The organism is Mesorhizobium sp. M0910, assembly GCF_040319465.1.
Classification (GTDB): Bacteria; Pseudomonadota; Alphaproteobacteria; order Rhizobiales; family Rhizobiaceae; genus Mesorhizobium.
In genome coordinates this window covers 21,735-47,646 of record NZ_JAMYNZ010000014.1, presented here as the reverse complement: position 1 = coordinate 47,646, position 25,912 = coordinate 21,735, and the positions used below count along the sequence as shown (strand labels likewise).

Below are 25,912 nucleotides of genomic sequence, written 5' to 3'. Positions count from 1 at the left end.
ATGCACATGCCCGAGGGAATGCCGGCAGCAATCCGGGATATGTGGGCAAGGAATCTCGAGATCGCCCGCGTCAATGGTGTAACCCTCCCACCCCAGAAATTTGCCGAGATGTTCGTGGACGAAAATTTCGTGGATTGAATATTCTGCATTGATTGGAATTGCTGTTATGGCTGGCGCTCTACGGCGCCCCGCAGTCCTGCCGGACATCTCGCCCACGAGGGGGGAGATTGGCTGTCGCCGGGGCTTTCGCTACGCTCAATAATCGCCGTTATAATACCGGTCGTCGCAGGGGGCGGTGTAGATGCGGCCGTAGCGATCCTGATAGCGGCAGAGCTGTTGGCCGCGCGGTTGCGGGGTGGTGGCGTTGCCGACGACCGCACCGAGCAGGGCGCCGCTGGCTGCGCCGATAACCGTGCTTTTGGTGTTGCCGCCTATGGCCTGGCCGGCGAGCGCGCCGGCACCGGCGCCGAGGAGCGCGCCGGTGCTGGTTCTCTGCTGTGCTTCGGTCTGCGCACAGCCTGCCAATGCGGCAGTCACGAGCATGGCGGCAATGGCTCTGGACATGGTCATCGTCTGGTACTCCCTTGAAGTCTATGAACTAATACACGGGCCGATTTTGCCAAGTGCGGTGGCATTTGCGGCGGAACATAGGCACCGTGCCTCACGAATAAAGACATGGTTGTTTTTGTCTGACGGCCGGAGACGACGGCTCGGCAAGACGATGCCCAAACGAGACTAATCTTTGACGGCCCATGTGCCCGATCTGCTTTTTCTACGCAGCGGCTAACTCTTCCTCAAATCCCAAAAATGGAGAAACCAAATGACCCGAGGTCTTGCCCGGACGCTTTCGCGTGCCGCCGCCAGAGAAGCCGGCCTTGCCCCGCCCAGGGCCGGACTTTCCGCCAGGACGAGCGGACAGGGCGGCACCTACCGCACGGTCTTTTCATTCAATGCCATGCCGGTGCCGGTCACCGATGCGCAGGCCTTTGCCAGCCAGAAGCTGTTCGATTTCATCGATGGCAAGATCCGTATCAAGGGCGGTACGGCCCGGCTGCAGTTTGCGGTGCTGACTACCCGCGCGTCGACCATCAACGACAATGCCGCGCTGACCTGGTCGCTCGGCTCGGCGGCAGGGTCGAGCGCTGTGCTTGCCGGAACCATGGTCAATGTGCTGGGCGCGACCGGCCGCACGCTGGATGGCGCCGGTGCCGCGCCGTCGAGCGCGTCGATTGCCGATGTTGCCGCAGCCTTGACGCTCGACGGCACCGTGACGCCGGTCGACCTCTATCTCAATCTGGCGTTTGCCACCGGCACCGACATCGATGCCGACGGCACGATTGCCGTTACCGGCACGATCACGCTGCTCTGGGAGAACTGGGGCGACAATGCGTAGGCGCTAATCTCCCCCCTCGAGGGGGAGATGTCGCCGAAGGCGACAGAGGGGGTCGGTTCGACCGGGCGCGACCCCCGGCGACAGATGAGGTCGGCGCTCCACGCGCGGCTACCCCCTCTGGCCTGCCGGCCATCTCCCCCTCGAGGGGGGAGATACCAAGTTTCACCGCCAGTGCTCTCATCACCGGCCTTCAAACTCTCAGCAAAAGGAATCTTCTCATGACAGATCTGGTAGACGCCGGGTCCGTGGTGGCGGCGCCACCGGCGGGCAACCTTGCACGGCCACCGGCCAACGGGGACAACGGGTCCGCCCCGCCTAAGGCCGCAAGCTGGTTTGACGGTCTTTCCGAAGGCAACCGCAAGCTCGCTGAAACCAAGGGCTGGACCAAGCCTGAAAGCCTCGATCGGGTTTTCGCCTCCTATGCGGAGCTGGAGCGGCAGCAGGGTGAGAGCCTGCGCGTTCCGGCAGCCGATGCAGCCGCGGAAGACTGGAACAGGTTCCATGCCCGGCTGCCCGAGGCGATGCGTCCGCTGACCTCGCCCGACAAGGTCGAGTACCGGCGCCCCGACGGGCTCCCCGAAAACTTCGCCTATTCGGACGAGCTCGCCAATGCGTCCAAGGCCTGGGCGGTCGAGGCAGGTGCTACCCCGAAGGTTGCACAGGCCTATCACGACCGCTTCGTCGGCTACATGGCCGAGCAGGCCAAGGCACAGCAAATCGCCGTTGCCCGCTCGGTCGAGACTACGCACGACGACCTCGTGCGGGATTGGGGACCGACCGGGAGCGATGGCTTTCGCCAGAAGCTCGAGGTCGCCAACCGGGCGATGAAGAAGCTCGGCCTGGTCAATGCCTACAAGGCGAAGGGCATCCTTCTGCCGGACGGCGCCTTGACCGACCCGCAGATCGCCAAGGCGTTCCACGCTATCGGCGAGGCGATGTTCCGCGAAGACACGATCGACGGCAATGCTGCCTTGAGCGGAGGCAACCCCTTCAAGCGCAATGCCGCCGGCGAGCGCAACCTGACTGGCATCTCGGCCCTGGTCAAAAGCGACCCCGCCCGCGCCCGGCGGCTGGCACGCGAGGCCGGCGAAAACCCCGACCTGTGGATGCCCAACAACCCTCTTTGACCCCAAACCTGAAGGAAGACAAAAATGGCAGACGCCTACACCCGTATCGCGGACGCGATCGTTCCGTCCGTCTACGCGCAATACTCGTTCGAGGAGCACGTCCAGTCGCTGGAGATTTACCAGGCCGGGATCCTGTTTTCCGACCCGTCGATCGCCTCGAAGCTCAGCCTGGGCGGTCGTTCGGTCGACATGCCCGGCTGGAAGGACCTCGGCAACGATCCCTCCGAGCCGGTCAATGACGACCCGGCCGACTCGATCGAGATGAAGAAGATCGGCGCGCGCCGCGAAGTCGCGGCCCGCAATGTGCGTGCGCAGGCCTGGGGCATCCCGGACCTGACCTCGATCCTTGCCGGTGACGATCCGCAGAAGCTCATCGTGCGTCGCCAGACCGACTACTGGCAGCGCGCCAACAAGCTGACGCTGCTCGGCATCCTGAAAGGCGTGCTGGCCGACAACATCGCCAATGACGCCGGCGACCTGGTGCGCGTCACCGGCGCCTCCATCGTCGACACCGACATCATCGAGGCCGCCTATCTGATGGGCGACCGCGCCGACAAGTTCAAGACGATCTGGATGCATTCGAAACAGATGAAGGCGCTGAAACTCGCCGACCTCATCGACTATGTGCCGTCGTCCGAGCAGGGCGGGCCGCTGATCCCCTATTACATGGGGCTGAGGGCCGTCGTCGATGACGACATTCCGGTTGCCGGCGGCGTCTACACCGCGTTCATGTTCAAGGACAAGGCGATTCTGTGGAACGAGCTGCCGGTAAACACCGAAGGCGGGCCGCTCGAGTTCGACCGCAAGCCGCGGCAGGGCCATGGCGGCGGCGTCACTGAAATGGTCGGCCGCCGGCATTTCGTGCCGCATGTGCCGGGCACCCGCTTTCTCGACGCGTCCTCGGCCGGCGAATTCGCCACCGATGTCGAGTTGGCACTGGCGGCAAACTGGGACCGCACGGCCTCGAGCGTCAAGCACATGACGTTCATCGCGCTGAAGACGACCGAGTCCTGATCGGCGAAGGGGCGGGCGTCCGACGTCTCGCCCCTTCGGGACGCCAGGTCGGCCACTGTGGCGAATCCCAAGTTCACCCGCCGCGCTGCGTCAGAGTGATGTGAATTTGGGGTTCGCTACAACATTCATGTTGCCCTCTGGTCAATCGACGGCACCAAACAGTTACAAGAAAGGGCGATGCTGCCTGTCTCGGCAAGGGAGGTAACTATGAACATGAAGTACAAGACAGTTCAGGAAGTGCTCCGAAAAGCGGGCATTGTCATGAGCAAGAAGGGGAACGTTCATCGCATAAACTTCTTCAGCGGTCTGGAAAACACCGCCTACTACACACCAAGTCTTCAGAATGCCCTGGACAAGGGCTTGGCCATGGCAGGAGGTGCCGGAAGGGTGAAATCAGGCGCCTTTGTCAAGTCAGCCGAAACAGGGCAGTGGATCGCGACCAGCGCACGCGTCGGCTGACACAATCAAGGCAAGACATCGCCGCGTTGCGCGGCGGTGTCGTGAAACTGCAATAGCCCAAGCATTGCCGTCTTCCTTGCTCGATGGGAAAAGACGACTGACGAAGCGTCTGCCACGCCATTTCCTGATGGGCGGTTGGTGGCGTGACGGCCTCATGCACGAGACGTGCAACATCTGCCCAAGCCACAAATCACAAGAAATCCCCAGCCGCCTCGAAGCGGCCTTTTTGCCGTGGAGGCACCATGTCCCGTTTTCCCCGACCAATCACACAGCCGGAGGCCTGAGCCATGGCCATCACCCCGCTCGACATCGCCAACATGGCGCTCGCCGTGCTCGACGAGGCGCCGATCGACAGCCTCGACCAGGACGCCAAGGCGGCGCGCCTGCTCAATCTGCATTTCGACCTGACCCGCGAGGCCGAATTGACCAAACATGCCTTTGTCTTCGCCATCCTGGCAGCCTCGGTCGCCGGCTTCGACACCGGCAGCGGTGCTGGCACGCTGAACTTTGCCTATGAGCTTCCCGCCGATTGCCTGCGGCCCTTGCCGCTGACGGGGAATGGCGAGCCGGACGGCGTTCCGCTCTCATGGCGGCAGGAGGCCGGGCTGATCTATTCCGATCAGGCCGGCCCGCGCATCATCCGCTATGTCGCCAACCTGACCGACCCGAACGACTGGAATGCGCTGTTCAGCGAAGTGATGGTGGCGGCGCTCGCCGTCAAGATCGCGCATCCCTTGACCCACAAGGCCGGCATGATCGACGTCGCCCGCAGCGCCTATGAGAGGGCGCTGGATGCCGCCTACTCGGCCAATGCCATCCAGCGCGGGGGCAGATTTTGCAGATCCTCCTGGGCTCTCCAGCGCGGCGACAACAGGTTCGTCGGCCGATGACCACGCTCTATCCGGTCCAGGACGCTTTCATCCGCGGTGAGATTTCTCCCCGCTTGCATGCTCGCGCCTCGCTCGAGCTTTACCGGGCGGCGCTGTCGAAATGCACCAATTTCGTCACGCTGCCGCATGGCGGCATCAGGAAGCGCGGCGGCACGTATTTTTGCGCTGAGGTGAAGGCTCCGTCAAAGGCGACACGGCTGATCCCGTTCATCTTCTCGGCCGACCAGGCCTATGCGCTCGAATTCGGCGATCTCTACATCCGCGTCTATGCCTATGGTGCGCGTGTCGGCACGGTCGAAGTCGTTTCGCCTTATCTCGAGGCCGATCTGTTCGACCTGCAATTCGTCCAGTCGGCAGACCAGATGTGGATCACCCACAAGGATCATCCGGTCAAAGTGCTGACGCGCACCGCGCACACGACCTGGACGCTCGCCGATTTCGTCTTTCTCGACGGCCCATACGACAAGATCAACACCACCGCCACGACGTTGACACCGGCCGCAACCGGCAACGCCATGCCGGTCATGGCCTCGAATACGCTGCCAAGCGGCACGGTCAGCAACAGCAACGGCTCATCCGACGTGTGGCAGGTGTTCGATGGCGACAAGCAGAAGGGAGAGAATATAGCGGGCTTTCCGAGCGGGTATCTGCGCTACCAGTTCGGCGGCGGCGGGACCAAGACGGTCGACGCCTACTGGATTACCGCCACGAATGATCACTCAGACACTGCATCGCCGACCCAGTGGCAATTCCAGGCCTCGCACAACGGCACCGACTGGACGACGCTCGACAGCCGGGACGGAGAGACCGGCTGGTCCAAGTCGGAAACCCGCTTCTTCGACGGCTTCAACAACACGGTTGCCTACGAATATTATCAGCTGCTGTTTTCAGGTGGCGGCAGCGACGGAACCGCTATCGCCGAACTGGCCCTGCACGAATACGCGCCGTCGCAAACGCCGTTCGATCTTTCGGCATCCTCGATCGTCGGCATCAATGACGGCATCGGCTTCCAGACCAGCGATATCGGTCGCGCCATTCGTCTGCTTGGCGCGGATGGCTTCTGGCGCTGGGCCAAGGTCGTTGGCCGGCCCAGCACGACGGTAGTCACGGTCCAGTTATACGGGCACGCTCTGCCCGATCTCAGCCCGATCATCCGCTGGCGTCTCGGCACGTTCGTGCCCGGCAAGTACGTCCAGAGCGGTTCGCTTTACGAGGAGCGCCTGGCGTTCAGCCGAAAATTCTCGGTCTATGCCTCGCAAACCGGCGATTTCGATAACTTCGCCACCGGTGAGAAAGACACCGACGCGCTGGAATTCGTGCAGGCAGGTGGCGGCCAGGCCAATGACATTACGTGGGTGGCGGAATCGGACGGTGCGCTGATCATCGGAACGCTTGGCGGGGTGAGGGCGCTGTCGGGCTCCGGCATCGACGAGGCGCTGACGCCGTCCTCGTTCAAGAACCGCCGGTCCCGGACTTTCGGTTGTGCCCCGCTGCGTCCCGTCGATGCCGGGCAGTCGTTCCTCTATGTGACCCGCTCCCGCAAATCGATTGCCGAGCTGACGCAAAACGCCACCGGCCGCTTCACCTCGGATGATGTCGGGCAGATTTCCGAGCACATTCCGAAGAAAGGCGTCGTTGAACTCGCCTTCCAGACCGACCCCGACCCACTGCTGTGGTTCCCGCTCGGAAATGGCGAACTCGGCGGCTACACGCACCAGCCGTCGCAAGACGTTCGCGGCATGCATGTCCACAAGATCGCCGGAAGCTTCGCAGGATCGAACTGGGCCGTTGTCGAAAGCGCCGTGGTGACGCCCGGCCAGGACGGCAACGACGATCTCTGGCTGATCGTCAAGCGCACGATCGGCGGCGTGACCAGGCGCTATATCGAAATAAAGACCGCGCCGTTCGAGTATGGCAGGATCGGCGATGCATTCGAAGTCGACTGCGGCCTCACCTATGATGGCGTCGCTGTGGGCACGGTCTCAGGGCTTGATCATCTCAACGGCGAAACAGTCGACGTCCTGGCCGATGGCAAGGTCTACATGGGCCTTGCTGTGGCCGCTGGCGCGGTTTCGCTGCCCGGTGGAGCTACGGCAGCCAAATGGCAGGTCGGGCTCGGCTACCAGTCCGAAGCCAACACGCTGGAGCTCGATGTCGGCGGCCGCGACGGATCGATCGTCGGCCGGCGCAAGAAGGTGGCCAAGCTCATTCTTTCGCTGCTGGAAACCGACACAACCGGGCTTCAGGTCCAGTCGTTCATCCGGGGCCGCTGGGAGCAGGTTCGCATCCCCTCCGTGATTGCACCCGACGGCATGGCGAAATTGTTCACCGGCAATGTCGAGGTGCCGATCGACGATAGCTGGGAAGGGCAGGGGCGGGTGCGCATTCGCCATACCAGCCCGACGCCCTGCACGATCAGGGCGATGACGCCGGTGTTCGACGCCGAGCCTTAGGAACTGCTGATCTCTCCTCTCGAAGGGGAGATGTCGCCGAGGGCGACCGAAGGGGGCGGTTCGTCCTGACGCGGCCTCCTATCGAATCCATTGCAGATAAAGACGCCGGCGCTCCACGCGAGACGACCCCCTCTGGCCTACCGGCCATCTCCCCCTCGAGGGGGGAGATCACCTCTCTGTCCTCCATCGCTTCCCCAACCAAGGAACCTACCGTGACTCAAATCCCCCATGCCGAGCAACTCGGCAAGGCGCGGACGGCTGCCGATTTCGCGGCCGTCATCGCCTTGCTCGATACCGACCTCAATGATGCGATCGCCCGCAAGCAGGAGCTGCAACAGGCCGAGGATCGCGCGATTTTCGGCGAGGGCGACTTGGCAGCAGCCCGTGCCGCCCCTGACGACTGCAACGATGCAATTGCGCTGATCGAGCAGACCATCGCGGCAGCAGACAAGCGCCGCATCGCCGCCGCCCGAAGCGAAGCCCGCGTCGACATTGAAGCGCTTGGCGCCGAGATCCGAACAAAGGCGGCTTCCCTCGGTGAGCGCTGGAAGAGCGTTCACGAGCTGATCGAGCAGCTGCGCCAGGAGCTGTTCGCGGCCGATGCCTTGAGCCGAGCCGTCACCGCCGCCAACGGCCTTTTCGATGCCGACGGCGCCGTCGACCTGAAGGTCAACCTGACCACCATCCGGCGCACCGCCATGGCCGGTCCTCGCGCCACCACACCATCGCGTCTCAGCCGTCCGGCGATCCAGGCGGACCGACTGCTTTTGTCCTTCCTCAGCCCCGGCGGCGTGCTCGACCGGCGCCCCGCGATCGGCGCACCGGTCGACGGCATCAACAGCAAATTCATTCCCGCCGGCGAACGAGGCTGACCATGTGCACACTAGCTCTTATCGGTACGGCGCTTTCCGTCGGCGGCGCGCTGGCGGAAGGCCAGCAGTCCAAGCAGATGGCCGACTACCAGGCCAAGGCCTATGAACAGCAGGCGCGGGCCGACGCCCAAAGCTCGGTCTTCGAGCAGGGCCAGGAGCGCCACAAACAGGATCTCCTCCAGGCTCAGGCGCGTGCCCAGGCCGGCACTTCGGGCGTCGCCATTTCTGGTTCTCCGACCGAGGTGCTGACGGCCAATGCCAGGCAGGGCCAGCTCGACCTCAAGGCGATCCAGTACGGCTCGCAGCTGCGCCAGAACGGTCTCGCCACGCAAGCGGCGATCGCGCGCTTTTCCGGCAAGCAGGCGGTGGGCGCCTCGATCTTCAAGGCCGGCGGCAGCCTCGTGTCGGGCATCTCCGGCCTCTACGACCCGGCCAAGACGGTGACGTTCGGCAGAAGCGCCTTCCCGCCGGCGCCGGGTGGAGGCCTCTACTGATGGCCACCATCCCGCTCCAGCTTGCCCAGCGCCGCCTCGACACCGGCACTGTGGCCTCCTATCCCAACGGCTCGCCGGTGGGCGCCGCCATGCAAGGCTTTGGCGACGAGTTGTCGGCGATTGCCGAACGCTTCCGGCAGCAGAAGCAGCAGCAGGATGCGTTCGACGCCGGCATTATCGGCCGCGAGCTGAACGCACGCATAGCGCACGCCGAGGCCGTGGCGGTGCAGACCGCGCCGGCCGACGGCGGCGGCCTGCACGACTTCATGTATGGCCAGCTCGATCCGCGCAGCGACGGCGTCGTCAAGCCCGGCCTGTTCGACCAGATCTTCGACGACACCGCGGCGAAAGTGCCGGAGGGCGAACGCGCCAACTTCCTCGCGCAAAAGCAGGCGTTGCGGCTGGCCGGCTCGGCGCGCATGGCCGCGCAGCAGCACGCGCGGCGCCAGAGCTATGAACAGACCGAGTGGAGCAAGGTCGAGCAAATCTATACCGGCTCGATCGCGCAAAGCGACCCGAACGACATAGAAACATTCGAGGCGATCAGGCAGAGCGGGCTCGACCTGATCGGCAAGATGGGCAACGCGGCGGCCCGGCAGGCGGCCGAGGCCGCCTGGCGCGCCAACACGGCAAAGGCGCTCGCCCAGGCGATGATCGCCCAAGACCCGAAGCGCGTTGCCGGGATGCTGGGGACTGGGCCGGTCTCAACGGACGGCAGGACCAAGGACGATACCATCGAGGCTGTGGGTGGGCCTCGGGCGAGTGGGTCTGCCACACCGGTTACGTCCCGTGACCGCGTAGGCAAGCTTACGCCGAACGAAAGAGTCGCGCAGGCTTTTCGGGACGACATTCCGTCCGAAGAGCGGCCAGCCTTGGTGCGGCGAGCCCACGCTGCCGATGCGACACGGCAAATCGGCACACGTATCAGCATTGGCCTAGCCGAGCAGAATGCGCCGGTCGCCATCAGGGACACCGGAACCTATTCCGGCCCGATCCCAACGTCGGAACAGTTCGTCGCTCTCTATGGCGCCACCGAGGGCGCCAGGCGCTTCGAGGCGTTCAACAGGACCATCGACGTCAGTCGTCATTTCCACGACATGCGCGACGTTGCGAACAACGCCGTGCGAGCCATGGTCAAGGACGCCGACCCCGCGGCAGACAGTGCAGCGCCGGAAGAGGACAAGGCGCGGCACGACGCTATCGCCACCGCCGCGGACCTGACGTTCAAGGCCAGGCGGGCCGACCCCGGCGGCTATGTCCGGGAGGCATTCGCGAACCTTGATGCGGCCTGGAGCAACCTGTCGACGCCGGGAGACTATCAGGCGGCGATCATTGGCTCCCTCGCCGCCCAGCAACAGTTGGGTTTTGAGACCGCCCAGCCGCTACCCAACTCCGTTGCTGAGGACATTGTCGGCAGACTCAAGGCCCAGCCGCAAGACCAGACCGCAGAGCTGCGCAATGTGTTCGCCGCACTACCGAATCAAGTCGCGCGCGAAGCGGTACTGAACCACCTGCTTCAGACCAGCGTATCCCAAACGGACAACAGCATCGCGGACAGGTCGTTCCGGGCAGCTGTAGTCGACCCGATGATGCTGCTCGATTTGGCCAACACTGTCGAGCCAGGACGATCGGGAGCAAACGCGGAACTCACCAACTACCTCCCGACGAATCAAGAGTGGCTCGGGAAATTGATAGCCGGCGACAGTGAGCGGGGGAGCCTAGGGCGTCTTCTCGCGCAAAAACTCGTGGGCTCCGATGGGCTTGGCGAAGACAGCATCTCGGTGGCCGACTTCACGCCGTTGGGGACGTCATTTGCACTGGAGAAGGCTGGAAATGCAGCGCTGGAGGGCAACTACGACGAAATACTGCTCAATGCCGCGGGCGCAATTCCTGGCAATAGGTTGGCGGCGGTGGCCCTGGAACGCGCTGCCGCGAAGATTGCCAAGCCATGGGTAGAGAAACTCCCAATATTTTCGAGGCTGCCAACTGGCCTAGCCGAAGGCGGCGAGGCGCTTGTTCATGGTGTAGATGCCGAAACCCTTAGACATCAGCAAGCGCTTGCGCGCTCGGTCTCGCCACCAAGCCCACGCCGGAAGGCGCGAGCCGGTGAAATGTCCGATAGTGCCTTTGATACCGCGTTACTAGGTGCGATGCTTGCTAGGGATACGTCCAAAGTTAAACATGCCGAGGCGAAGGTTGGGTGGTCTCCATTCAAGGACTATCGAAAAACCTTTTTCGACGCGAATCCTAGTCTCAACAAAAGCGACTACATAGTGCATCATGGCGTCGAGCAGGGAGTTTTTAAAAGGTATCCCGGGCTTTTTACAGAGCAAGAGCTGCATTCAATCGAGAATCTTCGCGGAATCCGGAAAGAGTTCGACATAAATTTGCACCAGAAGGTAATTCGGAACGAGTGGGAATATTTCTACAAGAACAACCCTCACGCTACCCGCCAGAAGGTCCTTGACTATGTTACTGAAATCGACAAGAAGTATGGACATTTGTTCGATCCACCAATAGGTGACTGATGAGATACTATGACATTCTGCCCGATGTGGCCGGTGGATTGGGTGACGGCACTATCATGGATACCAGTGTCCACCCTCCTATCGTGAGCAAGCTTGTGTACCAGATGGAGGGATGGATCGGTGATGTTCTTATAACAAGCTTTCCATGTTTTCTCGTGACGGAAGAGGCCGCGCACGCATTATCAAAAATCGGCTTCACCGGAGCGGCATTCGCCCCTGTTGAAGTCATAACGTCCGAAGATTTCCGCGAACAGCAGCCCGAGGTAGAGCTTCCATCTTTCGTGTGGCTGAAGGTGAGCGGGAAAGCGGGTCACGATGACTTCGGCATCGCCAAGAATTTTAACCTCGTCTTATCGGAGCGAGTCTTCGATGTGTTTGATGAACGAGGTCTCCCTTCCGCTACGATCAAACCGTTCCACGTTCCGCAAGAGTAGGTTAGGCACCGTCAGATTGATCGGGCTGGTAGATTGGAGATCGCAATGTTCGAGACATTTCGCCAAAACTTCCCGGTGGATAGCAGGGTGCCCGCGGACACCGGCAATTTCTCCCTGGATACGAAAGTGCCTGGGTTAGCCGAGTTGCTGACCAGCTTCGGCGGTGCTTCGTTCAAGCACGGTTTGTACAGGATAATCCGGGCGCAGGACGTGGCACGTTGGAACGCACGTGTCTGCCTGGGTTTTCCGGAATTCACCGGCCGGATCACCTGCTTTGGTTATGATTGGCTGGGGACGGCGCTTGCAGTCGATAGCCAAAGGCTGGAACAAGGGGAACCTGGTGTCGTGATGTTCGAGCCGGGCATGGGCGAGGCTCTTCAGGTGCCCGCCAACATCCGGACCTTCCACGAAGTCGATGTCATCGAGGACGAAGATGCAGCATTGGCCGCCAATCTCTACTCAGATTGGCGTGAGGCCGGCGGCGCCGAGCCAGCCTTTAACCAGTGCGTCGGCTATAAGATACCGCTGTTTCTCAACGGGAAGGACGAAATCAAAAACCAGGAGCTGTCGGACCTGGAAGTCTATTGGCACATAATGGGCCAACTTATTGCGAAGGTGAAAGACCTGCCACCGGGAACACCTGTCAATATCCGAGACCTTCTCTAAAACAGGGTTTCCGCTGATCTGCCACTGGGGAACTCCCGTTCGAAGCTTGGCTAGAGGCGGTATTTGCCTCTGGTCTGAAGGGGTGCAACCCCCCGCGGTCTGTGATGCGCGCTATCGGTTTTGTGGCCGGACGGCCCGAGTAGAGCGTGCCGCAACCGGGCCAGCGGTCTGATTGTGGTCACGATGCTGGCTTATGGCCTGATAACCGCAGAGCGATCCCAGTCGGTGGTGCCTTCTGGATCGCCTCCCATTTCAGACGAAGGATTGACCTGTTGCGCACTGACTCTTTTTCGACCATGGCAAGGATCGTTTTTCTGCTCACCTTGGCCGGCGTTCTCCTGCTCGCGCTTTCGCCGGTGCGCTTCCTGCAGGAGTTGGACCTGGGCTTCACCTTCCACCACGACAAGCTCAACCACGCCGCGGCATTCGCGGTGCTGGCGGCGCTTGGAAGCCTCGGCTGGCCGGAACACAAGACGAGACTGGTCCTGCTCCTCGCCATCACCGGCGCGGCGATCGAGCTTCTTCAGGGCGCCCAACTGATCGCGCGCGATATGGATATCCTCGACTGGGTCGCCGACTGCGCCGGCATGGCCTGCGGACTGGCGGCAATGGGCGGCACAAGAAGGCTCATTGGCGGATTGCTGTAGCCCGTTGCCGCTCTCTGTCCGGAAAATCGCCGGCTGCGCCGGATAGGGCGGTGTCCGGCCGCGTAGCCTAAGTTTCCCACCGACAGCACTGAACCCCTTCCAGCCTCGCTTGTGCGGGGCTTTTTTTATGGAGCAAGCCCTCATGTCCCGACCTGCAACTGCCGCCGTTCGTCTCCTGACCGGCGAACGCGAACCCGTGCGCCTCGCGACCACGGCCGACATCCTCCTGCATGGCCTGCAGGCGATCGACGGCGTGCCGGCCGAGGTCGGCGACCGCGTGCTGGTCAAGGACCAGGCCGACCCGACGCAAAACGGCATCTACACCGCGAGCGCAGGCGAATGGTTCCGCGCCGCCGATGCCCGCACTACGCGCACCCTGCAGAAGGGCACCACCGTCCATACCCAGATCGGATCGGTCAATGCCGGCCGCGTGTTCGAGTTCACGGCCGACGAGCCGGCCGTCGGCGCCGATGCCATCACCGTCGCCGCATCCGTTCCGCCCGACATCGCGGACATGGTCGATGAGGTCGAAGCGCTGCGCGATGAAACCCAGGCGCTGAAGGATGCTGCCGAAGCCAGCGCCGGCCAGGCATCCGCCAGCGCCGCCGCTTCCGCCGCGAATGCCGGCCAAACCACTGCCGACCGGGCTGCGACCAATTCCGATTCCGTCGCGGCCGCGGCGGCCGTCATCAGCGCTCAGGCCGCACGCGACGCATCGCTTTACGGCAAGGGCATTTTCCCGACGACTGCCGCCGCAATCGGCTTCGGCGTTGCCGGCAACGGAGCGATCACGCCAGGCTCGGGCGGCGCCAACGGCATGTTCGACCTGGCGTTTACCGGCGGCACCGGGTCGGGCGCTGCCGGCCGCTTCGTGGTGGCGGGCGGGGTGCTGACGCAGATACTGATCACGGCGCCGGGCTCCTACACAGTGGCGCCGACGTTCAGCTTTGCGGCGTCGGCAGGACTGGCCGGCGCCGCCGCCGCGGCGGTGCTGGGCAGGAATGTCGATGTCGGTGAGTATTTCTGGACCGAAGTTTCGACAGGTTCTTTGGGGTTGTTCAATGTTGGGGCCGGACCGGTAGCAGTTGATACGGGCGTCCGGGCGGCAACGGCGGAAATTGGCCTGATCAGCTCAAGGATCGTCGGACCCGTTCCGATCACGGGTTCCGTCGGCGGCACGGTGATTACGAACGACAGCGTCTATTTCTGGCCTGGATCGCTGTCGACGGTCGATGAATATCTGTCGACCTTGGAGCTTGGATTTGGCATCGTGCCGGGAACAGCCCACATCCTTATTGCCCACGTCGAGGGCGACGGGACGCTTAGCCTGGTTTCCGAGCAGACAATGTCCGTTCCAGCCGGCCCGTCGTCTGTTGTTTCAGGGCTTTCGATCCTGAAGCCTGCCGGCAGCGTCATGGGCGTCCAGCGCACTGGCGCTGGTAGCTGGTACTACACTGCCGGGGCAATTCCGAACGGCGAAGTCGAGTGGTTCACGGCGGCGGTTCCGGCCTCGCACACTGCCAAGACTATAGGCGCTGTAAATGGTCCGCAGTGGAAGGCGACCTTCACCGGCGAAGTCGCCGTCAAGGCGCGTGCTGCCTATACCACGGCAAACGGTCTCGTTTCCGCTGTCGGCGTTAGCCAGGAAATCGGCTGGCCGACGCTGGTCAACACGGGGTCGGACGTTCCGGGCAGCTACAGCGTCATCATGCAGACGCCAGCGCCGGCCGACGGCCATATTACAGCGGTGGACGTTGGCGCTGGCGCTGGCGCCGGCGCTGCGCTCATTCATGTAGTGGACTATCTCGGCGGGTTGGTGGTCAACATCCTAAGCACATATGCGGTGACGCTGGTCAACGGGGTCGTTCATATCCCGCTGGGTATCCCAATCCCAGCCGGCAAATATCCGGCGATCAGCGGTGGCGCCTACAAATTTCAAAACAACGTCAACCCGCAAGGCATCCCGGCATGGATCAAATCAGGCGCGCTGTCGAATGGCGCGACCGTAGCATCGTCCGCCCAGCATCGGTACGAGGTCCGCTTTACGATCAAGACCGGTCTGCTCGCCGATGCCGACCGGGCCTTGACCGGCGGCGCTAGCAATACCGGCATGAACCTGCTGGCTGGCGCCGATCCTAACGGCGTCGTCGATGCGACCGCGCTGTTTGCGTCCGCGGCGAGCGCTCATCCCAATCCCTATGTGCCGCCTGGAAATTTCGCCTTGACGGCCATTCCCGCATCTGGCGACGGTTTTTGGGGACCTGGCAAGCCGGCCGTCAACAGTAAGCGCTTCTTCATTCCGCGCCGGCCGTCGCTGCAAAATCTCTATGACGGCTTTCGCGCGACGATGGCCGAACACATCGCCAACAACGATGTGCTCTGCCTGATCGCCGATAGCATCGGCCATTGGGCGCTTGCCAGCGACGGGCCGAAACACTGGTTCAACCTGGTTACGCGTTTTGCCAATATCGGCATTGCCGACGATGAACCGGGCATGACTGCTTTGCGGCCAAGCTCTACCTACCTTCCGACTTTCTATGGCGTTACCGTCGCCGGGAGCGTGTCGACAGGGTCGCGCGGGCCGATCGGCGAGAGCATCATCCTCGCCGCCGGCGCTTCCTTGGCGTTTACCGGCACCTATGAACAGGTCGACGTCCACTACACTCAGGACGCCGCTCAGGGATCGCTTGCCTTTGTCTTCAACGGCGGCGCGGCGTACAAAACCGTCAACTGCGCCGGCGCCCTGGCGCTTGATAGGTATTCGGGGCCGTCGCTCACCGGGCAGGCGGCAAGCGGCAATTACACTCTTACGGCTGTCGGCGGTCCTGTCGAGATTACCGGGCTCATCAGGCTTGGCGTCAAGGCGGCCGGCTCGCGTCCGCGCCTGCGCACCTTGCGCGCGGCACACGGCAGCTATGCCTTCTCGTCATTCAACACCGCGCGTCTTACATCGGCCGCCGCTCAATGCGGCTACGCCGGCGGCAAGATCGTGCCCATCCTGGCGCTCGGCATCAATGACAGCTTTGGCACGCCGCCGGCCACGATATCGGCAAACATCGCAACAATCATCAACACGCTGGAAGCGGCCGCTGCACCGCGTATCCTTGTGATGCCGCCGACGCGGCCGTCAGCCGCATGGGATGCAAGCTACACGGGCGGTCGGAGCTATGATGCCGCCCTTGGCGCAATCCGTCAAACCTATCGATCGCGCAATGTGCTGACCATCCCGATCGACGGCTTCGACTACATCAATTCGGGAAACTATCAAGAGGGCTTGCATTTCAACGATGCCGGCCATGACGGCAATGCGCTGCGCTTCATCGAACAAGTCGCGGAAAGGGGATAAGCAATGGCATTCGCTATTCAGCATAAGGGCGAAATCATCACCGAGCTCGAGGAGGGCGAGGAATGGCTGGTGGTGGGCGCAATGATCATGGTCGCAAAGCCGAAGGATCCGGCACACAGCCGCGAAATCCCGGTTCCTGACGGCGACATTGAGGGTCTCGTTGAGGTCTGGGTAGGCGGCGTAGTCGACGCTGGACGCCATTCGCAGGCAACGGCAGGATGAGGTCGGCGGGGGCTATCCTTGGAGGATTGTCTCATGGCGCATGCCGGCAGCATCATCGACATCTATGACGACTATTACGCCGATGGAAAAGTAGCCGCAAAACGGGACATAGCTTCAAACCAGTCGGTCGGGCACATCGAAGCGGTCATTCAAGGCCAATTCTTCGACAGGATTCTTGACATCGGGGCGGGCGAAGGTGCGGTGCTGGATAAGCTGAACAGGAAGGGGCTCGGTAAGAAGCTTGGCGCCGTCGAGATTTCGAAGAGCGGCGTCGAGGCCATCAAGGCAAGAAAAATCGCCAAACTGGACAGCATCGACGTATTCGACGGCTATCACATCCCTCATCCCGACAAGTCGTTCGATCTCGGGCTTGCCATTCACGTCGTCGAACACGTCGAGCACGAACGGATGTTTCTGAGGGAGGCAGCTCGGGTCTGCAAGAAGCTCTATATTGAAGTGCCTTTGGAGCATACGCGAGATCTCAGCAAGGCCATTCGAATGTCAGGGCCGTATGGGCATATCAACTTTTACACGACCCAAACGTTTGAAAACCTTCTCAAAACGTCCGGGCTAAAGGTAGAACGGCTAAAGGTTTTTGCGCACGACCTCGCCTATGAACAGCATTTGGCTGGCGAAAAAAAAGGATGGGTAAAACACAGACTGCGGACCGAATTTCTAAGGTTTGCACCCAAGACGGCGATGCGCAGCATGGCCTACATGGCCGGAGCTCTGTGCTCAAGTCAATGATCTAGCAGCAGCGCCGCCGATTTGCTTTGCAGGATTACCGCCGACCATACTAAAGGGCGGCACGTCTTTCGTGACGACAGACCCCGCACCAACGACCGATCCCTTGCCGATCGTTACGCCCTTGAGAATAATGACGTTGAAGCCGATAAAGACGCTGTCTTCAATCTTCACTGGCGCAATGGTGATCTTTGACCAGTCCTTTTTTCCCTGATGCCAGTCGGCGACATCTTCCTTGCGGTCTTGCCAACCCGTCGCGTGTGAGTTGTGATCGACGACTGTGGTACCCCAACTAATGATCACGTCATCTCCGATTTCGATCTTCTCAGCCGCCACGAGGTGGCTCTTGCCGATATAGGATCTTTTTCCAACGGTGATCTTTGCATCGGCGCGATCGAAGGAAAAGACGCCGTTGATGATGCATTCTTCGCCGATCGCATGCTTGCCTCGCCGCAAACTGCGGACGCTCCGCAAACTTAGCTTCGTTTCGGGGCCGGAGTTGATGCCGGCTAGGCGGTAGAGGAATGGTGGAACGAATGGCATATCAGTTGCGGCCGAAGCGCGACTTTCGCACCCTCTCTGCGAAAAGCTGCGATCGCTCGAAGAAATGCTTCCAATGTTGGTGTTCAGATACCCCTTCGAAGAATGTCCGCGCCGCGTCTTCGAGGTCCGAATCAATATCTTCGAGGTCCGAATCAATAATTGCACGTCGGATTGGTGGCTCGTCGGCGAACTGAGCCGACAACCGAAATTGGCTGTTCGCAATAGACAGGTCAGCCTCCATCATCCATGCGTCTCTTTACGACCTAGCTATTGCGACAAGCGGCGACGGTTTGCAAGTTGCAAACACCCGCGCCCGCCAGTCTGGACGCCGTTTGAAAATCGCCGAAAAGACGTCGGAAGAATTGCTCTGCGAGGGCCGCTCTGGATGCTGTGCGCACCAACAATGGCACACCCGGCCGACCAGAAATCCTATAGCTGGAGTTGTATTTCGGAATTCTCAGGGTTCATCGCTGACGCGGACCCGTCGCCGGCGGAGCCGCTACCGTCTGCTGTCCTGCGGCTTCTGGTGAGGTTCCTGGCGTTTCGACCACCAGACAAAATAAAGCGAACCCATCTTCATCACAGGCACGCGGCGGTCGCGTTCCCGGGCTCGCAACTCACGATAGGTCTTCATCTTCAGAGTGCCGCCAGGCAACCTGATACGCACTGCCATCGGTCCAACTCCCGTTGTGCAACGCAGCAATTTTCGTGCAATGCGGTAAGTAGAGACCTTCCGTCACGGAAGAGTCAACAGCAGCCTCATCAACTTATCTTGCGAGCTCGCCTGCGGAGGCTGAGCGGGCTTCCCAGGCGCATGCCAGGTCGGAAGAATTGGGACGTTCACCGTGGCGACTGGTCGTCAATGAGTCGCTGGCGGTTCGACCACCAGGTGAAATAAACCCGGCCGATCTTGACGACAGGTATGCGGCGGGCGCGCTCGCGATCGCGCAATTCGCGGTACACTTTCACCTTCAGCGTGCCGCCGGGCATTCTGATACGTACTGCCATCGGCCCCCGCCTGATTGTGCAATGCAGCATCAAAACCTTCCGTGGCGGAAGAGTCAACGCCTGTCCGCTGACTTTTTCTGGGATTTGTCGAGCGGTCTCGGAAGTTTGGCGCGCACGGCGGTTCCTGATCCGGCACCGAGGCATCAGTGCCGGGTCGGGATCGTCGGGTGCCCGGGCTATTTCCTGGGCGAGGACTTGTTGGGCGACGATGGGCGATCGGACATGCCGCTCGGCCACCAGATGACGAAATAATTGCCGACCTGCCAAACCGGCACCTCGCGCTTCTGCTCGCGCCGCCGCAGCTCGTCCCTTTTCTTGATCTTCAAAGTCCCGCCTGGAAGCCTGATTCTTATCGTCACGTGTCCTCCCGTACCCGCTACAGGTACGAACGATAGACGGGAACGGTTTCATCCCGGCTAAGCAATTTCATCCAGGTCGAGCAATTTCGGGCGCGGTGGACGCAGGAACCGGGACCGGAGCGAGATCGCCGGAACCGGCTTCATTTGAAGAAATTCGCAATGCCGTTGATGGCCAGCACCGCGTAGACGATCGGTCCGGCGATAAACGCACAATAGAGGCAGAGGATCGCCGCCAGCACCAGCAGCAGCGGCTTGTCGCGACCGACGGCGCGGAGTTCGGACTTCACCGTCCAGCGCGCCGCAGCGGTTTGTTCGTCATCAGACATGTGCACCATCCCGCGGCCATTTCACATGGCGGGTCGAAAACATCAACCTTGCTTGCCACATCGGCGCGCGCTGCCGCCCAATTCTGCTCTGCCGCCACGCACGTGCCGTTTCAAGCTCAAAACTCTGCCCGCGAGGGCGGAAAGGAAACCTATGGACCGTTTGTTCAAGGGCGCCGCCAGGCGCCTCGATGATATGGACTTGCCGAAACTCGGCGCCCGGATCGGCGTCGGCGAGGACGAGATGCACGCGTTCCTCGATGTTGAAACGAGCGGGCACGGCTTCGACGCCCTTGGCCGGCCGGTCATCCTGTTCGAGCCGCACGTCTTCTATCGCAACCTGTCGGGTGCCAAGCGGGCAAGAGCGGTAGCCGCTGGCCTCGCCTATTCGAAGTGGGGCGAGAAGCCCTATCCCAGGGATGGCTACCCACGGCTCAAGGCAGCTTGTGCGATCGACGAAACCGCGGCGCTCAAATCCGCGTCATGGGGTCTTGGCCAGGTTCTCGGCGAAAACCACGCCGCCGCCGGGTTCGCGACAGTGCAGGCCATGGTGGAAGCCATGATGGCCGACGAGGAAGCCCAGCTTGAGGCCGCGATCAACTTCATCAAGACGAACAAGCTCGACGACAATCTGCGCAACCATGACTGGGCAGGCTTCGCCAAGGGCTACAACGGCGCCGGCTATCGCAAGAACGCCTACGATACCAGGCTCGCAGAGGCCTATCGCAAATGGTCGCGCATCAAGGACACGCCTTGGCCGTCTGCCGGCCCGCTGTCGTCGGCGGTCGTCCCTGCAACTCCGCCAGAGCCAGCCAGCCCAATTCCCGTTCCACAAGCGGCCGCCACGCACGCGCCTCCTGGGCCTCCTGTGCCTGCCGCCAAGCCCGGCTTCTGGGCAGCGCTGATCGCCACCATCCTCAAATTATCAGCAATCCTCAAACTATTCGGAAGGAAATGACATGTGGACCCGGATCAAGAGCTTCTTCCGCGACAGCGAAACAATTGTCTGGGCGCGGCTTCAGGCGGCTATCGGCATCATCGCGAGCATCGTCACCTATGTCGACCCGCAGGTTCTTTCGCCGGTCATCCCAGGGGAATGGTTCCCCTGGTTTCTTGTGATCAACGGCGTCTTGACCGAGTTCCTGCGCCGCCGCCGCGCCGAGGATTTGTGATGACCGCGCTCCTCGCCATTCTCAGCACCATCATCGGCAACAAGGTCGTCATGACGGTATTCGCTGCTGTGGCCGGCGGCATCGGCCTTTACATTGCAGGCGGCTTCAACCGGGCGAAGAAGGAGGCGGTCAAACAGGTCGAGGCAAAAATCGCGGCCGCCGAGGACCGCCTCGAAATGAACCGCGAGGCTTCCGCCGAAGGGCGGAAGGCCGCCGGCATGATCGATGCGGCAGCAAGAGCGGAGGCTGAGAAATGGGCAAGGCGCTGATCCTCTGCCTGGTGCTGGCCGGCTGCACGACAACCGCGCCGGCCGGCAATCCGCGGCAAGTCTGGTGCGACCAAAGTCAGCCACGCCGGCCATCCGCCCCGGTCGTCGCCGCCATGACCCGGCCCGAGCTCGACGAGATGAACGCCTTCAACGGGCAGGGCGCCAGATGGTGCGGGTGGACGCCATGATGCATGAGCTGCTCGACGTTCTGGGCATCAAGGCGCCGGTATTGGTCGCCGGCCTGTCCGGCGGCATTTTGCGGGCCTTGTCACGTCACCGCTACAAGGTCCGCGAAATGGTGGCCTCGCCGATCTGCGGCGCGCTGGCGGCGGCCTATCTGACGCTGCCGGTCGTGCATTATTTCCGCGCCGCCGGCCTGCCCTTTCCTTCGCCGGACGACGACACCACGACGCTGGCCGCGGCCTTTCTGATTGGCGTATCGGCGATGTGGATCTCGGATATCGTCTTCGAAATGATCGTGCGCCGGTTCGGGCCGGTGAAGGAGGAGTAAGCCGCCCAAGCCTGACTAAGAGTGACGTTCAGTTGAAGCCCGCCGCGCCGAAAGGTGCGGCGGGCTTTTGCATTTTTCCTGGCAATCTGTACGATCTTTTCTTTGCGAGGGCGGCTCGATCCGGCGCTTGCGAAACCAAGATGCGCGTTAGGCTTCACGGGAGATGGTCTCATGCTTGGCAGAGTCCTGACACAAGCGGCAGTCCTTACAGCCGGGGCGCTTCTGTCTGCCGCGACGGCCGACGCCCGGCCGGACAGCCGCGCGATGACATGCGAACAGACGCAGCTTCTGATCCAGAGGCATCGCTCGGTGGTGCTGACCACCGGCCAGAACACCTACGACCGTTACGTCCGCCAATTCGGCAATGAATGCGACTGGCCGCAAGTGCCGCGCTCCGCGTATATCAAGACGCGTGATGGTCAATGTCTGGTCTATCGCTGCCAGGAGCCGGTCTTCGACCTCCCGAATTGAAAGCAGAGGCTCATCCGACCGTCTACCCGGATAGCGAGCGCAGTGCGAAAGGCAGTCGCTCATTCCTCGTCGAAAGGACCACCTTCGCGTGCGAGATCGCGTGAAATAACGCGTTCCTCATTATCGTCCGGCAAGGCCTCGTCGCTGTCCTGGTAGGCGTTGTCGTCGTCCTCCTCCGGCAGTTCGCCGTCTTTCTCGACGTCGTAACGGATGTCGCCGTTTTGCGGCACGCCGTCTGGGAGGATTCTCCCACTCCGGATGGCATCCCAGTCCTGTTGCTGGATGGTCGGGCTCTCTGTCTCGTCGTCGGTTCGTTCTTTCCTGCGCGGTTCCATCGCTGGTTCTCCATAATGTCGGCAGCCCTGAACTGGCTCAGTGGTTGAACTCATAAGTCTGGCAGCCGGTTCCGGGCCGCTGCGGTCTGGGCGCATTGCCGCACGACGGAACCAATCGCGCCTGCCCGCCTTCACATTCAGAAGATACTGGCGCGAAAGGAGCTCGACATGAGACCGCTCATTTTCTTGCCGTATATGCTAGGTGCGCTGCTGGCGGCGCCGGCGGCCGCGCAGCCGGGCGAACAGGCGCAATCCGACCGCTGCAAGGTCGAGCCGCAGGATCAGAAGAACCAGCAGCAGAAGCCGGCCGGCAACAATTTGTCCGACACGCTCGAGCCATGCGGTGGGGTCCTGAAGCCGCCGCCAACGGGCGATCAGGGCATGGCGGCGCCACCGCCGGACGAGGGCAAGACCCCGGTGCTCAAGCCCGGCGAGGTGCCGCCACAACCGCCAAAGCAGTAGCCGCTTCATTTGCGGCCACAGGGGCTTGCCCATGGGCGGTAACGTCGCGCTGTACCGGCAGGTTTGTTGCCCTCTCTCAGGAACATTAGCTTGTCCTAAACGTTGTTTCAGACGCAGCCGATATCATCCCCCTCCGGTGTCGCTGCTGATCGGGAAACCGATCGGCCCGCGTCTTGCGACGCGGGCCACCGTAGCTCATTTGCAGTTCATTCGCCGCACCGCGCGGGCACTTCACCGCCATTCGATTAGCCGCCACTTACGGAACAACAAGGTGGCGTGGGCGTTTGCCTAGAGGGTTCGCCGCTTCGACCGGAAGCCGCGTCGCAACTGTAAGGGCGAGGCCCGTAACAACAGGAGTAGACGATGAAAATCCACCTTGTTCCTGCTGCGGCGGGATTGGTGTTGCTCGCCGGCGTCGGCGTGGCCACCGCGGACCAGGTGATTGTCACGCCCGAACAGCAGACGGTCATCCGCGAATACGTCCATAAGCACCCGTTGGCGTCGATCAATCTTCTGGGCGTGGAGCTCAATATCGGTTCCACGGTGCCAGATACGGTCGAGCTGCAACCGATCGATGTTCCCGACGTGAAGTACAGATACGTCGTCGTCGGCAATCGCACCGTGCTCGTCGATCCAGGCACCCGCAAGATCGTGCACGTCATCGAGTGATCGGCGTTCCAAACCGCGAACCGGATTTGGAAAGGTCACGGTCTAAATTATCGAATAAGAGCTCCATCCCGAGCGATCGGGATGGAGCCGCTGTCGTCGCGAAACAAGGAAAGGAGCCATTCCCATGCTGCCGCATGTCGAGCGGGCCAACGTGGCCGCCGCCGTCGACAAACTGCTTGCTGAACGAGGCGATGGGCTGCTGTCGATGAAGGCGGCGATTGCACTGTTGCGCGAACGCACCGGAACCGAGCGCTCGGACGCCGACCTTGAAGGGCTGATCATCAAGAAGGCGGCGCTCCTCGGCGTCGCCGTCCTGTGTGACAGAGAGGTTCAATGACGGTGTTGCCTGGGGATCAAGACGCCGGTCGAAATTTCAGCTAGAACAAAGTTGCTTACGCATAAACCGACGGAGGCAACGGTGAGGGACAGACAGGAACGGATTCGCCAGCGTGCACACGCGATCTGGGAACGGGCAGGCAGGCCCGACGGGGCGCATCAGCAACATTGGGATCAGGCTACCGCCGAAATCGACGCAGAAATCGCCACGAAAGAGAAGACCGCCAGCCGGCCGAAGCCATCACCACGTCAGCCTAAGACGGCGCCCGCCGCCAAGGAGGAAACCAAATCCAAGGCGCGACCACGCAAAGCGTGAACTCGAGCGGATTTGATTCCATCGCTGGATCTCGCGGTTCGGCGCTTTGTACTTTCGTCCGCGGTCGGCAGCAGAGACAGTCCAGATCGGTCAAAAATGACGCAGCACGGTGAAGCAACCCGCGCAGCGCGGATATTCTCGGCCCATTGTTCTATTGCCGAGGGGTCGGTTTGATGCTTTTCATGCTCTCGATGCCCGTGAATGCCGCGAACGGAATTGCCGTTGGTGTTGGAACATCCATCGGCGGCAACGGCGGCATCAATGCCGGCCTCGGCGCGACGGTTGGCGGTCGCGGCGGCAGCGGCATTAACACCGGTGCCGGTGCTACGGTTGGCGGTTCCAGGGACATCGCCGCAGGCGCCGGCGCGTCGGTTGGGGGCAGAAGCGGCATCAACGCTGGTGCCGGCGCAACGGTTGGCGGTTCGAGCGGCATTGCCGCCGACGCGGGGGTAGGTATCGGCAGCGGCGTTGGGGCTGGCGCGGGGGTCAGGGTCGGCAGCGGCATCAATGTCGGCGCCGGTGTCGGGATCGGTGGTACCAATCCGAGCAATCTGTCCAACCCGGGCAGCCCGTCCAATCCCAGCAATCCCAGCTTACCCCAGGTCGTCGCAGACATGTCGAGCGACAAGTTGGCCAGGATGAAGAAGCGCTGCGTCGACGTGCTGAGTAGCGAAGGCACTTACGATAGCGATCTGCGCCAATTGTGCCTGCTTATCGCGCGCCGCTAAGGCGAATACATCGGAATGAAATGTCGGACCGGGCCGAGAGGCCTTCGTCCACCAGACCTCCAGCAGTCCAAAGCCCGCCATTGCGGCGGGCTTTTTTGCCGAGCACGTGGCGGCAGCATGGCTGGGCTCACAGGAGCACGCGCTTCAATGCGTTTGACGGCCAAGATCCGGCGAAACGGCCCCCCCGCCTTCCAGGGCGTCCCAGCCCAATGCGGGGCTGCTTTGCATCAGCTGAGTGCACGCAAACTCCGCCAGATCGGCTTCCGCGAAGCCGTCGAACTCGATAGCTGCGCCTTGGAGCTGGGCTGCCTGCATGACGAGCCATTCGATGTCTTCGCGCGCAATATTCTCGGCGAGGTTTTGCAGTCGCACGGCTTCGGCGACAGCAGTCAGATTGATGGCAATCCCGGACCGCAATGTAGCTCGAACTCGGGAACCGACGTCTTCGTGCAGGCGAACCGAAAATCCGTAGCGCATGGAAAACCTTCCTTTCAGGAGCGGTTTGTCCCTCGTGTTCTACCATGCGCCCAGGGCTCGTGATTGGCAAGCGAAGACCATTGAAAAATCGTTTCGTGTCAAATAGTTAGCGTATTTTGTGGATTGTCCATTTGATGCTTGATCCGCTTCATCAGACTTCTGCATGAGTCACACATCTGAAGGCCTTGACGTACTCTGCTCATGTAGCTAATTCTACACAAAATCAGGGACATACTAACTAGGCTGGTATGACTGGAGGCCGAGATGTCCGAACTGGAACGCCCGGAACGACTGCAGATCATGCTGACTGTCGATGAACTGGCGGCATTGGAGAACTGGCGCTTCGAAAAGCACATGCCGAGCCGGTCGGCCGCGGTACGTGAGCTTTTGAGGCGAGGTCTCACAGCCGATGGTTTCCTGACGGCGGCGCATGGGACCAAGTCGCGCGACTTCGGCATCCTGCCGCATTCTGCAGATGGCGACCGCAGCACGGCCGACGGACCGTCCCAGAAGGAATAGCGCCGTTTCCGCCGTGGATCGCCCGCTCTCCGACCGTGCTTCGCGTCTCTCTCGCTTTGCGAGGAGCTGTGAACGTCTGGTCTGCTGATCGCCGCGAAGTAGAAGAGATCCGAAGCTCTGTCTTG

36 protein-coding genes are annotated in these 25,912 nt (G+C 61.8%); 27 read left to right on the top strand and 9 right to left on the bottom strand.

Annotated features, from left to right (window positions below; translation table 11 throughout):
* Nucleotides 1-255: 255 nt before the first annotated feature.
* The gene (locus tag NKH78_RS27305; RefSeq protein ID WP_352740091.1) at nucleotides 256-570 is read right to left on the bottom strand and encodes a YMGG-like glycine zipper-containing protein; all 315 of its coding nucleotides are present in this window, start codon (nucleotides 568-570) and stop codon (nucleotides 256-258) included.
* 250 nt (nucleotides 571-820) lie between these two features.
* Between NKH78_RS27305 and NKH78_RS27300 the strand changes: the two genes are divergently transcribed.
* The 15 genes from NKH78_RS27300 to NKH78_RS27230 all read left to right on the top strand — a co-directional run bounded on the left by NKH78_RS27300 (nucleotide 821) and on the right by NKH78_RS27230 (nucleotide 17,292).
* A complete protein-coding gene (locus tag NKH78_RS27300; protein WP_352705229.1) occupies nucleotides 821-1,393 on the top strand; it encodes a hypothetical protein in 573 nt (190 codons plus the stop codon).
* A 218-nt stretch (nucleotides 1,394-1,611) separates the two neighbouring features.
* Nucleotides 1,612-2,520: a hypothetical protein gene (locus tag NKH78_RS27295; RefSeq protein WP_352740093.1), complete on the top strand. Its 909-nt coding sequence runs from the start codon at nucleotides 1,612-1,614 to the stop codon at nucleotides 2,518-2,520.
* Between the two features lie 24 nt (nucleotides 2,521-2,544).
* The gene (locus NKH78_RS27290) at nucleotides 2,545-3,534 is read left to right on the top strand and encodes a Coat protein (protein WP_352687427.1); all 990 of its coding nucleotides are present in this window, start codon (nucleotides 2,545-2,547) and stop codon (nucleotides 3,532-3,534) included.
* A 207-nt stretch (nucleotides 3,535-3,741) separates the two neighbouring features.
* Nucleotides 3,742-3,993: a hypothetical protein gene (locus NKH78_RS27285; RefSeq protein WP_352687429.1), complete on the top strand. Its 252-nt coding sequence runs from the start codon at nucleotides 3,742-3,744 to the stop codon at nucleotides 3,991-3,993.
* Between the two features lie 287 nt (nucleotides 3,994-4,280).
* A complete protein-coding gene (locus tag NKH78_RS27280; protein WP_352740095.1) occupies nucleotides 4,281-4,883 on the top strand; it encodes a phage connector family protein in 603 nt (200 codons plus the stop codon).
* A complete protein-coding gene (locus tag NKH78_RS27275) occupies nucleotides 4,880-7,336 on the top strand; it encodes a phage tail protein (RefSeq protein WP_352778874.1) in 2,457 nt (818 codons plus the stop codon). Before NKH78_RS27280 ends, NKH78_RS27275 begins: the two co-directional genes overlap by 4 nt.
* A 212-nt stretch (nucleotides 7,337-7,548) precedes the next feature.
* The gene (locus NKH78_RS27270; protein ID WP_352687434.1) at nucleotides 7,549-8,208 is read left to right on the top strand and encodes a hypothetical protein; all 660 of its coding nucleotides are present in this window, start codon (nucleotides 7,549-7,551) and stop codon (nucleotides 8,206-8,208) included.
* A gap of 2 nt (nucleotides 8,209-8,210) precedes the next feature.
* The gene (locus NKH78_RS27265; RefSeq protein WP_352740099.1) at nucleotides 8,211-8,702 is read left to right on the top strand and encodes a hypothetical protein; all 492 of its coding nucleotides are present in this window, start codon (nucleotides 8,211-8,213) and stop codon (nucleotides 8,700-8,702) included.
* Nucleotides 8,702-11,230, top strand: coding sequence for a hypothetical protein (locus NKH78_RS27260; RefSeq protein WP_352687436.1), 2,529 nt, complete (start codon nucleotides 8,702-8,704; stop codon nucleotides 11,228-11,230). Before NKH78_RS27265 ends, NKH78_RS27260 begins: the two co-directional genes overlap by 1 nt.
* Nucleotides 11,230-11,664 carry a hypothetical protein gene (locus NKH78_RS27255; protein WP_352475500.1) on the top strand — a complete coding sequence of 145 codons (435 nt, stop codon included), beginning with the start codon at nucleotides 11,230-11,232 and terminating at the stop codon, nucleotides 11,662-11,664. The genes NKH78_RS27260 and NKH78_RS27255 overlap by 1 nt, the downstream gene beginning before the upstream one ends.
* Nucleotides 11,665-11,709: 45 nt before the next feature.
* Nucleotides 11,710-12,330, top strand: a complete 621-nt coding sequence (locus tag NKH78_RS27250) for a DUF1851 domain-containing protein (protein WP_352687438.1) — start codon at nucleotides 11,710-11,712, stop codon at nucleotides 12,328-12,330.
* A 272-nt stretch (nucleotides 12,331-12,602) separates the two neighbouring features.
* Nucleotides 12,603-12,977 carry a hypothetical protein gene (locus tag NKH78_RS27245; protein WP_352705219.1) on the top strand — a complete coding sequence of 125 codons (375 nt, stop codon included), beginning with the start codon at nucleotides 12,603-12,605 and terminating at the stop codon, nucleotides 12,975-12,977.
* A gap of 142 nt (nucleotides 12,978-13,119) precedes the next feature.
* Nucleotides 13,120-16,323 (top strand): SGNH/GDSL hydrolase family protein, encoded by a 3,204-nt coding sequence (locus tag NKH78_RS27240; RefSeq protein ID WP_352778877.1) that lies wholly within the window; start codon nucleotides 13,120-13,122, stop codon nucleotides 16,321-16,323.
* A 3-nt stretch (nucleotides 16,324-16,326) separates the two neighbouring features.
* Entirely contained in the window at nucleotides 16,327-16,545 is a 219-nt protein-coding gene (locus NKH78_RS27235; protein ID WP_352740649.1) for a hypothetical protein, read from the top strand.
* Between the two features lie 33 nt (nucleotides 16,546-16,578).
* The gene (locus tag NKH78_RS27230) at nucleotides 16,579-17,292 is read left to right on the top strand and encodes a class I SAM-dependent methyltransferase (RefSeq protein WP_352705215.1); all 714 of its coding nucleotides are present in this window, start codon (nucleotides 16,579-16,581) and stop codon (nucleotides 17,290-17,292) included.
* On the opposite strand, the gene NKH78_RS27225 is transcribed toward NKH78_RS27230, so the two are convergent.
* The 6 genes from NKH78_RS27225 to NKH78_RS27200 all read right to left on the bottom strand — a co-directional run bounded on the left by NKH78_RS27225 (nucleotide 17,281) and on the right by NKH78_RS27200 (nucleotide 19,525).
* On the bottom strand, nucleotides 17,281-17,832 hold the full coding sequence (locus tag NKH78_RS27225) for an acyltransferase (protein ID WP_352705213.1): 552 nt from the start codon (nucleotides 17,830-17,832) through the stop codon (nucleotides 17,281-17,283). The genes NKH78_RS27230 and NKH78_RS27225 overlap by 12 nt on opposite strands.
* A 1-nt stretch (nucleotide 17,833) precedes the next feature.
* Entirely contained in the window at nucleotides 17,834-18,076 is a 243-nt protein-coding gene (locus NKH78_RS27220) for a hypothetical protein (protein ID WP_352884797.1), read from the bottom strand.
* Nucleotides 18,077-18,331: 255 nt separating this feature from the next.
* Nucleotides 18,332-18,505, bottom strand: a complete 174-nt coding sequence (locus NKH78_RS27215; protein WP_352740647.1) for a hypothetical protein — start codon at nucleotides 18,503-18,505, stop codon at nucleotides 18,332-18,334.
* A 167-nt stretch (nucleotides 18,506-18,672) separates the two neighbouring features.
* The gene (locus NKH78_RS27210) at nucleotides 18,673-18,840 is read right to left on the bottom strand and encodes a hypothetical protein (RefSeq protein ID WP_254820491.1); all 168 of its coding nucleotides are present in this window, start codon (nucleotides 18,838-18,840) and stop codon (nucleotides 18,673-18,675) included.
* A gap of 176 nt (nucleotides 18,841-19,016) precedes the next feature.
* Nucleotides 19,017-19,166, bottom strand: a complete 150-nt coding sequence (locus NKH78_RS27205; protein ID WP_023721750.1) for a hypothetical protein — start codon at nucleotides 19,164-19,166, stop codon at nucleotides 19,017-19,019.
* A 173-nt stretch (nucleotides 19,167-19,339) separates the two neighbouring features.
* Entirely contained in the window at nucleotides 19,340-19,525 is a 186-nt protein-coding gene (locus tag NKH78_RS27200; RefSeq protein ID WP_352740644.1) for a hypothetical protein, read from the bottom strand.
* Between the two features lie 151 nt (nucleotides 19,526-19,676).
* Between NKH78_RS27200 and NKH78_RS27195 the strand changes: the two genes are divergently transcribed.
* From NKH78_RS27195 to NKH78_RS27170, 6 genes are all read left to right on the top strand, one after another.
* Nucleotides 19,677-20,480, top strand: a complete 804-nt coding sequence (locus tag NKH78_RS27195; RefSeq protein ID WP_352740643.1) for an N-acetylmuramidase family protein — start codon at nucleotides 19,677-19,679, stop codon at nucleotides 20,478-20,480.
* 1 nt (nucleotide 20,481) lies between these two features.
* Nucleotides 20,482-20,694 carry a hypothetical protein gene (locus tag NKH78_RS27190; RefSeq protein ID WP_352740641.1) on the top strand — a complete coding sequence of 71 codons (213 nt, stop codon included), beginning with the start codon at nucleotides 20,482-20,484 and terminating at the stop codon, nucleotides 20,692-20,694.
* On the top strand, nucleotides 20,694-20,963 hold the full coding sequence (locus NKH78_RS27185; protein ID WP_352505491.1) for a hypothetical protein: 270 nt from the start codon (nucleotides 20,694-20,696) through the stop codon (nucleotides 20,961-20,963). The genes NKH78_RS27190 and NKH78_RS27185 overlap by 1 nt, the downstream gene beginning before the upstream one ends.
* Nucleotides 20,948-21,151 (top strand): hypothetical protein, encoded by a 204-nt coding sequence (locus NKH78_RS27180; protein ID WP_254820497.1) that lies wholly within the window; start codon nucleotides 20,948-20,950, stop codon nucleotides 21,149-21,151. Before NKH78_RS27185 ends, NKH78_RS27180 begins: the two co-directional genes overlap by 16 nt.
* Nucleotides 21,151-21,474 carry a hypothetical protein gene (locus tag NKH78_RS27175; protein WP_352505661.1) on the top strand — a complete coding sequence of 108 codons (324 nt, stop codon included), beginning with the start codon at nucleotides 21,151-21,153 and terminating at the stop codon, nucleotides 21,472-21,474. Before NKH78_RS27180 ends, NKH78_RS27175 begins: the two co-directional genes overlap by 1 nt.
* 171 nt (nucleotides 21,475-21,645) lie before the next feature.
* Complete coding sequence (locus NKH78_RS27170) at nucleotides 21,646-21,945, top strand: hypothetical protein (RefSeq protein ID WP_352740638.1); 300 nt, start codon at nucleotides 21,646-21,648, stop codon at nucleotides 21,943-21,945.
* A 59-nt stretch (nucleotides 21,946-22,004) separates the two neighbouring features.
* On the opposite strand, the gene NKH78_RS27165 is transcribed toward NKH78_RS27170, so the two are convergent.
* Nucleotides 22,005-22,280 carry a hypothetical protein gene (locus NKH78_RS27165; RefSeq protein WP_352884794.1) on the bottom strand — a complete coding sequence of 92 codons (276 nt, stop codon included), beginning with the start codon at nucleotides 22,278-22,280 and terminating at the stop codon, nucleotides 22,005-22,007.
* A 168-nt stretch (nucleotides 22,281-22,448) separates the two neighbouring features.
* Between NKH78_RS27165 and NKH78_RS27160 the strand changes: the two genes are divergently transcribed.
* The 5 genes from NKH78_RS27160 (at nucleotide 22,449) to NKH78_RS27140 (ending at nucleotide 24,791) form a co-directional block, all read left to right on the top strand.
* Nucleotides 22,449-22,742 carry a hypothetical protein gene (locus NKH78_RS27160; RefSeq protein ID WP_352644917.1) on the top strand — a complete coding sequence of 98 codons (294 nt, stop codon included), beginning with the start codon at nucleotides 22,449-22,451 and terminating at the stop codon, nucleotides 22,740-22,742.
* Nucleotides 22,743-23,105: 363 nt separating this feature from the next.
* On the top strand, nucleotides 23,106-23,411 hold the full coding sequence (locus NKH78_RS27155) for a DUF1236 domain-containing protein (RefSeq protein WP_352475486.1): 306 nt from the start codon (nucleotides 23,106-23,108) through the stop codon (nucleotides 23,409-23,411).
* 124 nt (nucleotides 23,412-23,535) lie between these two features.
* Nucleotides 23,536-23,748, top strand: coding sequence for a hypothetical protein (locus tag NKH78_RS27150; RefSeq protein ID WP_254820502.1), 213 nt, complete (start codon nucleotides 23,536-23,538; stop codon nucleotides 23,746-23,748).
* 81 nt (nucleotides 23,749-23,829) lie between these two features.
* Entirely contained in the window at nucleotides 23,830-24,063 is a 234-nt protein-coding gene (locus tag NKH78_RS27145; protein ID WP_352740636.1) for a DUF2934 domain-containing protein, read from the top strand.
* 173 nt (nucleotides 24,064-24,236) lie between these two features.
* Nucleotides 24,237-24,791 carry a hypothetical protein gene (locus NKH78_RS27140; protein ID WP_352884792.1) on the top strand — a complete coding sequence of 185 codons (555 nt, stop codon included), beginning with the start codon at nucleotides 24,237-24,239 and terminating at the stop codon, nucleotides 24,789-24,791.
* A 144-nt stretch (nucleotides 24,792-24,935) separates the two neighbouring features.
* Here NKH78_RS27140 and NKH78_RS27135 read toward each other — a convergent pair whose 3' ends face one another.
* A complete protein-coding gene (locus tag NKH78_RS27135) occupies nucleotides 24,936-25,268 on the bottom strand; it encodes a hypothetical protein (RefSeq protein WP_352687451.1) in 333 nt (110 codons plus the stop codon).
* Between the two features lie 264 nt (nucleotides 25,269-25,532).
* Here NKH78_RS27135 and NKH78_RS27130 point away from each other — a divergent pair, with 264 nt between their 5' ends.
* The gene (locus NKH78_RS27130; RefSeq protein ID WP_254820505.1) at nucleotides 25,533-25,787 is read left to right on the top strand and encodes a hypothetical protein; all 255 of its coding nucleotides are present in this window, start codon (nucleotides 25,533-25,535) and stop codon (nucleotides 25,785-25,787) included.
* Nucleotides 25,788-25,912 lie beyond the last annotated feature (125 nt).

Coding starts and splice junctions, on each gene's coding strand:
- NKH78_RS27280 (WP_352740095.1), top strand. CDS start 4,281: ATGGCCATCACCCCGCTCGACATCGCCAACATGGCGCTCGCCGTGCTC.
- NKH78_RS27185 (WP_352505491.1), top strand. CDS start 20,694: ATGACCGCGCTCCTCGCCATTCTCAGCACCATCATCGGCAACAAGGTC.
- NKH78_RS27190 (WP_352740641.1), top strand. CDS start 20,482: ATGTGGACCCGGATCAAGAGCTTCTTCCGCGACAGCGAAACAATTGTC.
- NKH78_RS27230 (WP_352705215.1), top strand. CDS start 16,579: ATGGCGCATGCCGGCAGCATCATCGACATCTATGACGACTATTACGCC.
- NKH78_RS27300 (WP_352705229.1), top strand. CDS start 821: ATGACCCGAGGTCTTGCCCGGACGCTTTCGCGTGCCGCCGCCAGAGAA.
- NKH78_RS27160 (WP_352644917.1), top strand. CDS start 22,449: ATGAGACCGCTCATTTTCTTGCCGTATATGCTAGGTGCGCTGCTGGCG.
- NKH78_RS27215 (WP_352740647.1), bottom strand. CDS start 18,505: ATGGCAGTGCGTATCAGGTTGCCTGGCGGCACTCTGAAGATGAAGACC.
- NKH78_RS27305 (WP_352740091.1), bottom strand. CDS start 570: ATGACCATGTCCAGAGCCATTGCCGCCATGCTCGTGACTGCCGCATTG.
- NKH78_RS27170 (WP_352740638.1), top strand. CDS start 21,646: ATGCTTGGCAGAGTCCTGACACAAGCGGCAGTCCTTACAGCCGGGGCG.
- NKH78_RS27195 (WP_352740643.1), top strand. CDS start 19,677: ATGGACCGTTTGTTCAAGGGCGCCGCCAGGCGCCTCGATGATATGGAC.
- NKH78_RS27285 (WP_352687429.1), top strand. CDS start 3,742: ATGAACATGAAGTACAAGACAGTTCAGGAAGTGCTCCGAAAAGCGGGC.
- NKH78_RS27260 (WP_352687436.1), top strand. CDS start 8,702: ATGGCCACCATCCCGCTCCAGCTTGCCCAGCGCCGCCTCGACACCGGC.
- NKH78_RS27275 (WP_352778874.1), top strand. CDS start 4,880: ATGACCACGCTCTATCCGGTCCAGGACGCTTTCATCCGCGGTGAGATT.
- NKH78_RS27135 (WP_352687451.1), bottom strand. CDS start 25,268: ATGCGCTACGGATTTTCGGTTCGCCTGCACGAAGACGTCGGTTCCCGA.
- NKH78_RS27155 (WP_352475486.1), top strand. CDS start 23,106: ATGAAAATCCACCTTGTTCCTGCTGCGGCGGGATTGGTGTTGCTCGCC.
- NKH78_RS27240 (WP_352778877.1), top strand. CDS start 13,120: ATGTCCCGACCTGCAACTGCCGCCGTTCGTCTCCTGACCGGCGAACGC.
- NKH78_RS27210 (WP_254820491.1), bottom strand. CDS start 18,840: ATGGCAGTACGTATCAGAATGCCCGGCGGCACGCTGAAGGTGAAAGTG.
- NKH78_RS27290 (WP_352687427.1), top strand. CDS start 2,545: ATGGCAGACGCCTACACCCGTATCGCGGACGCGATCGTTCCGTCCGTC.
- NKH78_RS27180 (WP_254820497.1), top strand. CDS start 20,948: ATGGGCAAGGCGCTGATCCTCTGCCTGGTGCTGGCCGGCTGCACGACA.
- NKH78_RS27165 (WP_352884794.1), bottom strand. CDS start 22,280: ATGGAACCGCGCAGGAAAGAACGAACCGACGACGAGACAGAGAGCCCG.
- NKH78_RS27220 (WP_352884797.1), bottom strand. CDS start 18,076: ATGATGGAGGCTGACCTGTCTATTGCGAACAGCCAATTTCGGTTGTCG.
- NKH78_RS27255 (WP_352475500.1), top strand. CDS start 11,230: ATGAGATACTATGACATTCTGCCCGATGTGGCCGGTGGATTGGGTGAC.
- NKH78_RS27235 (WP_352740649.1), top strand. CDS start 16,327: ATGGCATTCGCTATTCAGCATAAGGGCGAAATCATCACCGAGCTCGAG.
- NKH78_RS27265 (WP_352740099.1), top strand. CDS start 8,211: ATGTGCACACTAGCTCTTATCGGTACGGCGCTTTCCGTCGGCGGCGCG.
- NKH78_RS27175 (WP_352505661.1), top strand. CDS start 21,151: ATGCATGAGCTGCTCGACGTTCTGGGCATCAAGGCGCCGGTATTGGTC.
- NKH78_RS27130 (WP_254820505.1), top strand. CDS start 25,533: ATGTCCGAACTGGAACGCCCGGAACGACTGCAGATCATGCTGACTGTC.
- NKH78_RS27200 (WP_352740644.1), bottom strand. CDS start 19,525: ATGTCTGATGACGAACAAACCGCTGCGGCGCGCTGGACGGTGAAGTCC.
- NKH78_RS27140 (WP_352884792.1), top strand. CDS start 24,237: ATGCTTTTCATGCTCTCGATGCCCGTGAATGCCGCGAACGGAATTGCC.
- NKH78_RS27295 (WP_352740093.1), top strand. CDS start 1,612: ATGACAGATCTGGTAGACGCCGGGTCCGTGGTGGCGGCGCCACCGGCG.
- NKH78_RS27250 (WP_352687438.1), top strand. CDS start 11,710: ATGTTCGAGACATTTCGCCAAAACTTCCCGGTGGATAGCAGGGTGCCC.
- NKH78_RS27225 (WP_352705213.1), bottom strand. CDS start 17,832: ATGCCATTCGTTCCACCATTCCTCTACCGCCTAGCCGGCATCAACTCC.
- NKH78_RS27150 (WP_254820502.1), top strand. CDS start 23,536: ATGCTGCCGCATGTCGAGCGGGCCAACGTGGCCGCCGCCGTCGACAAA.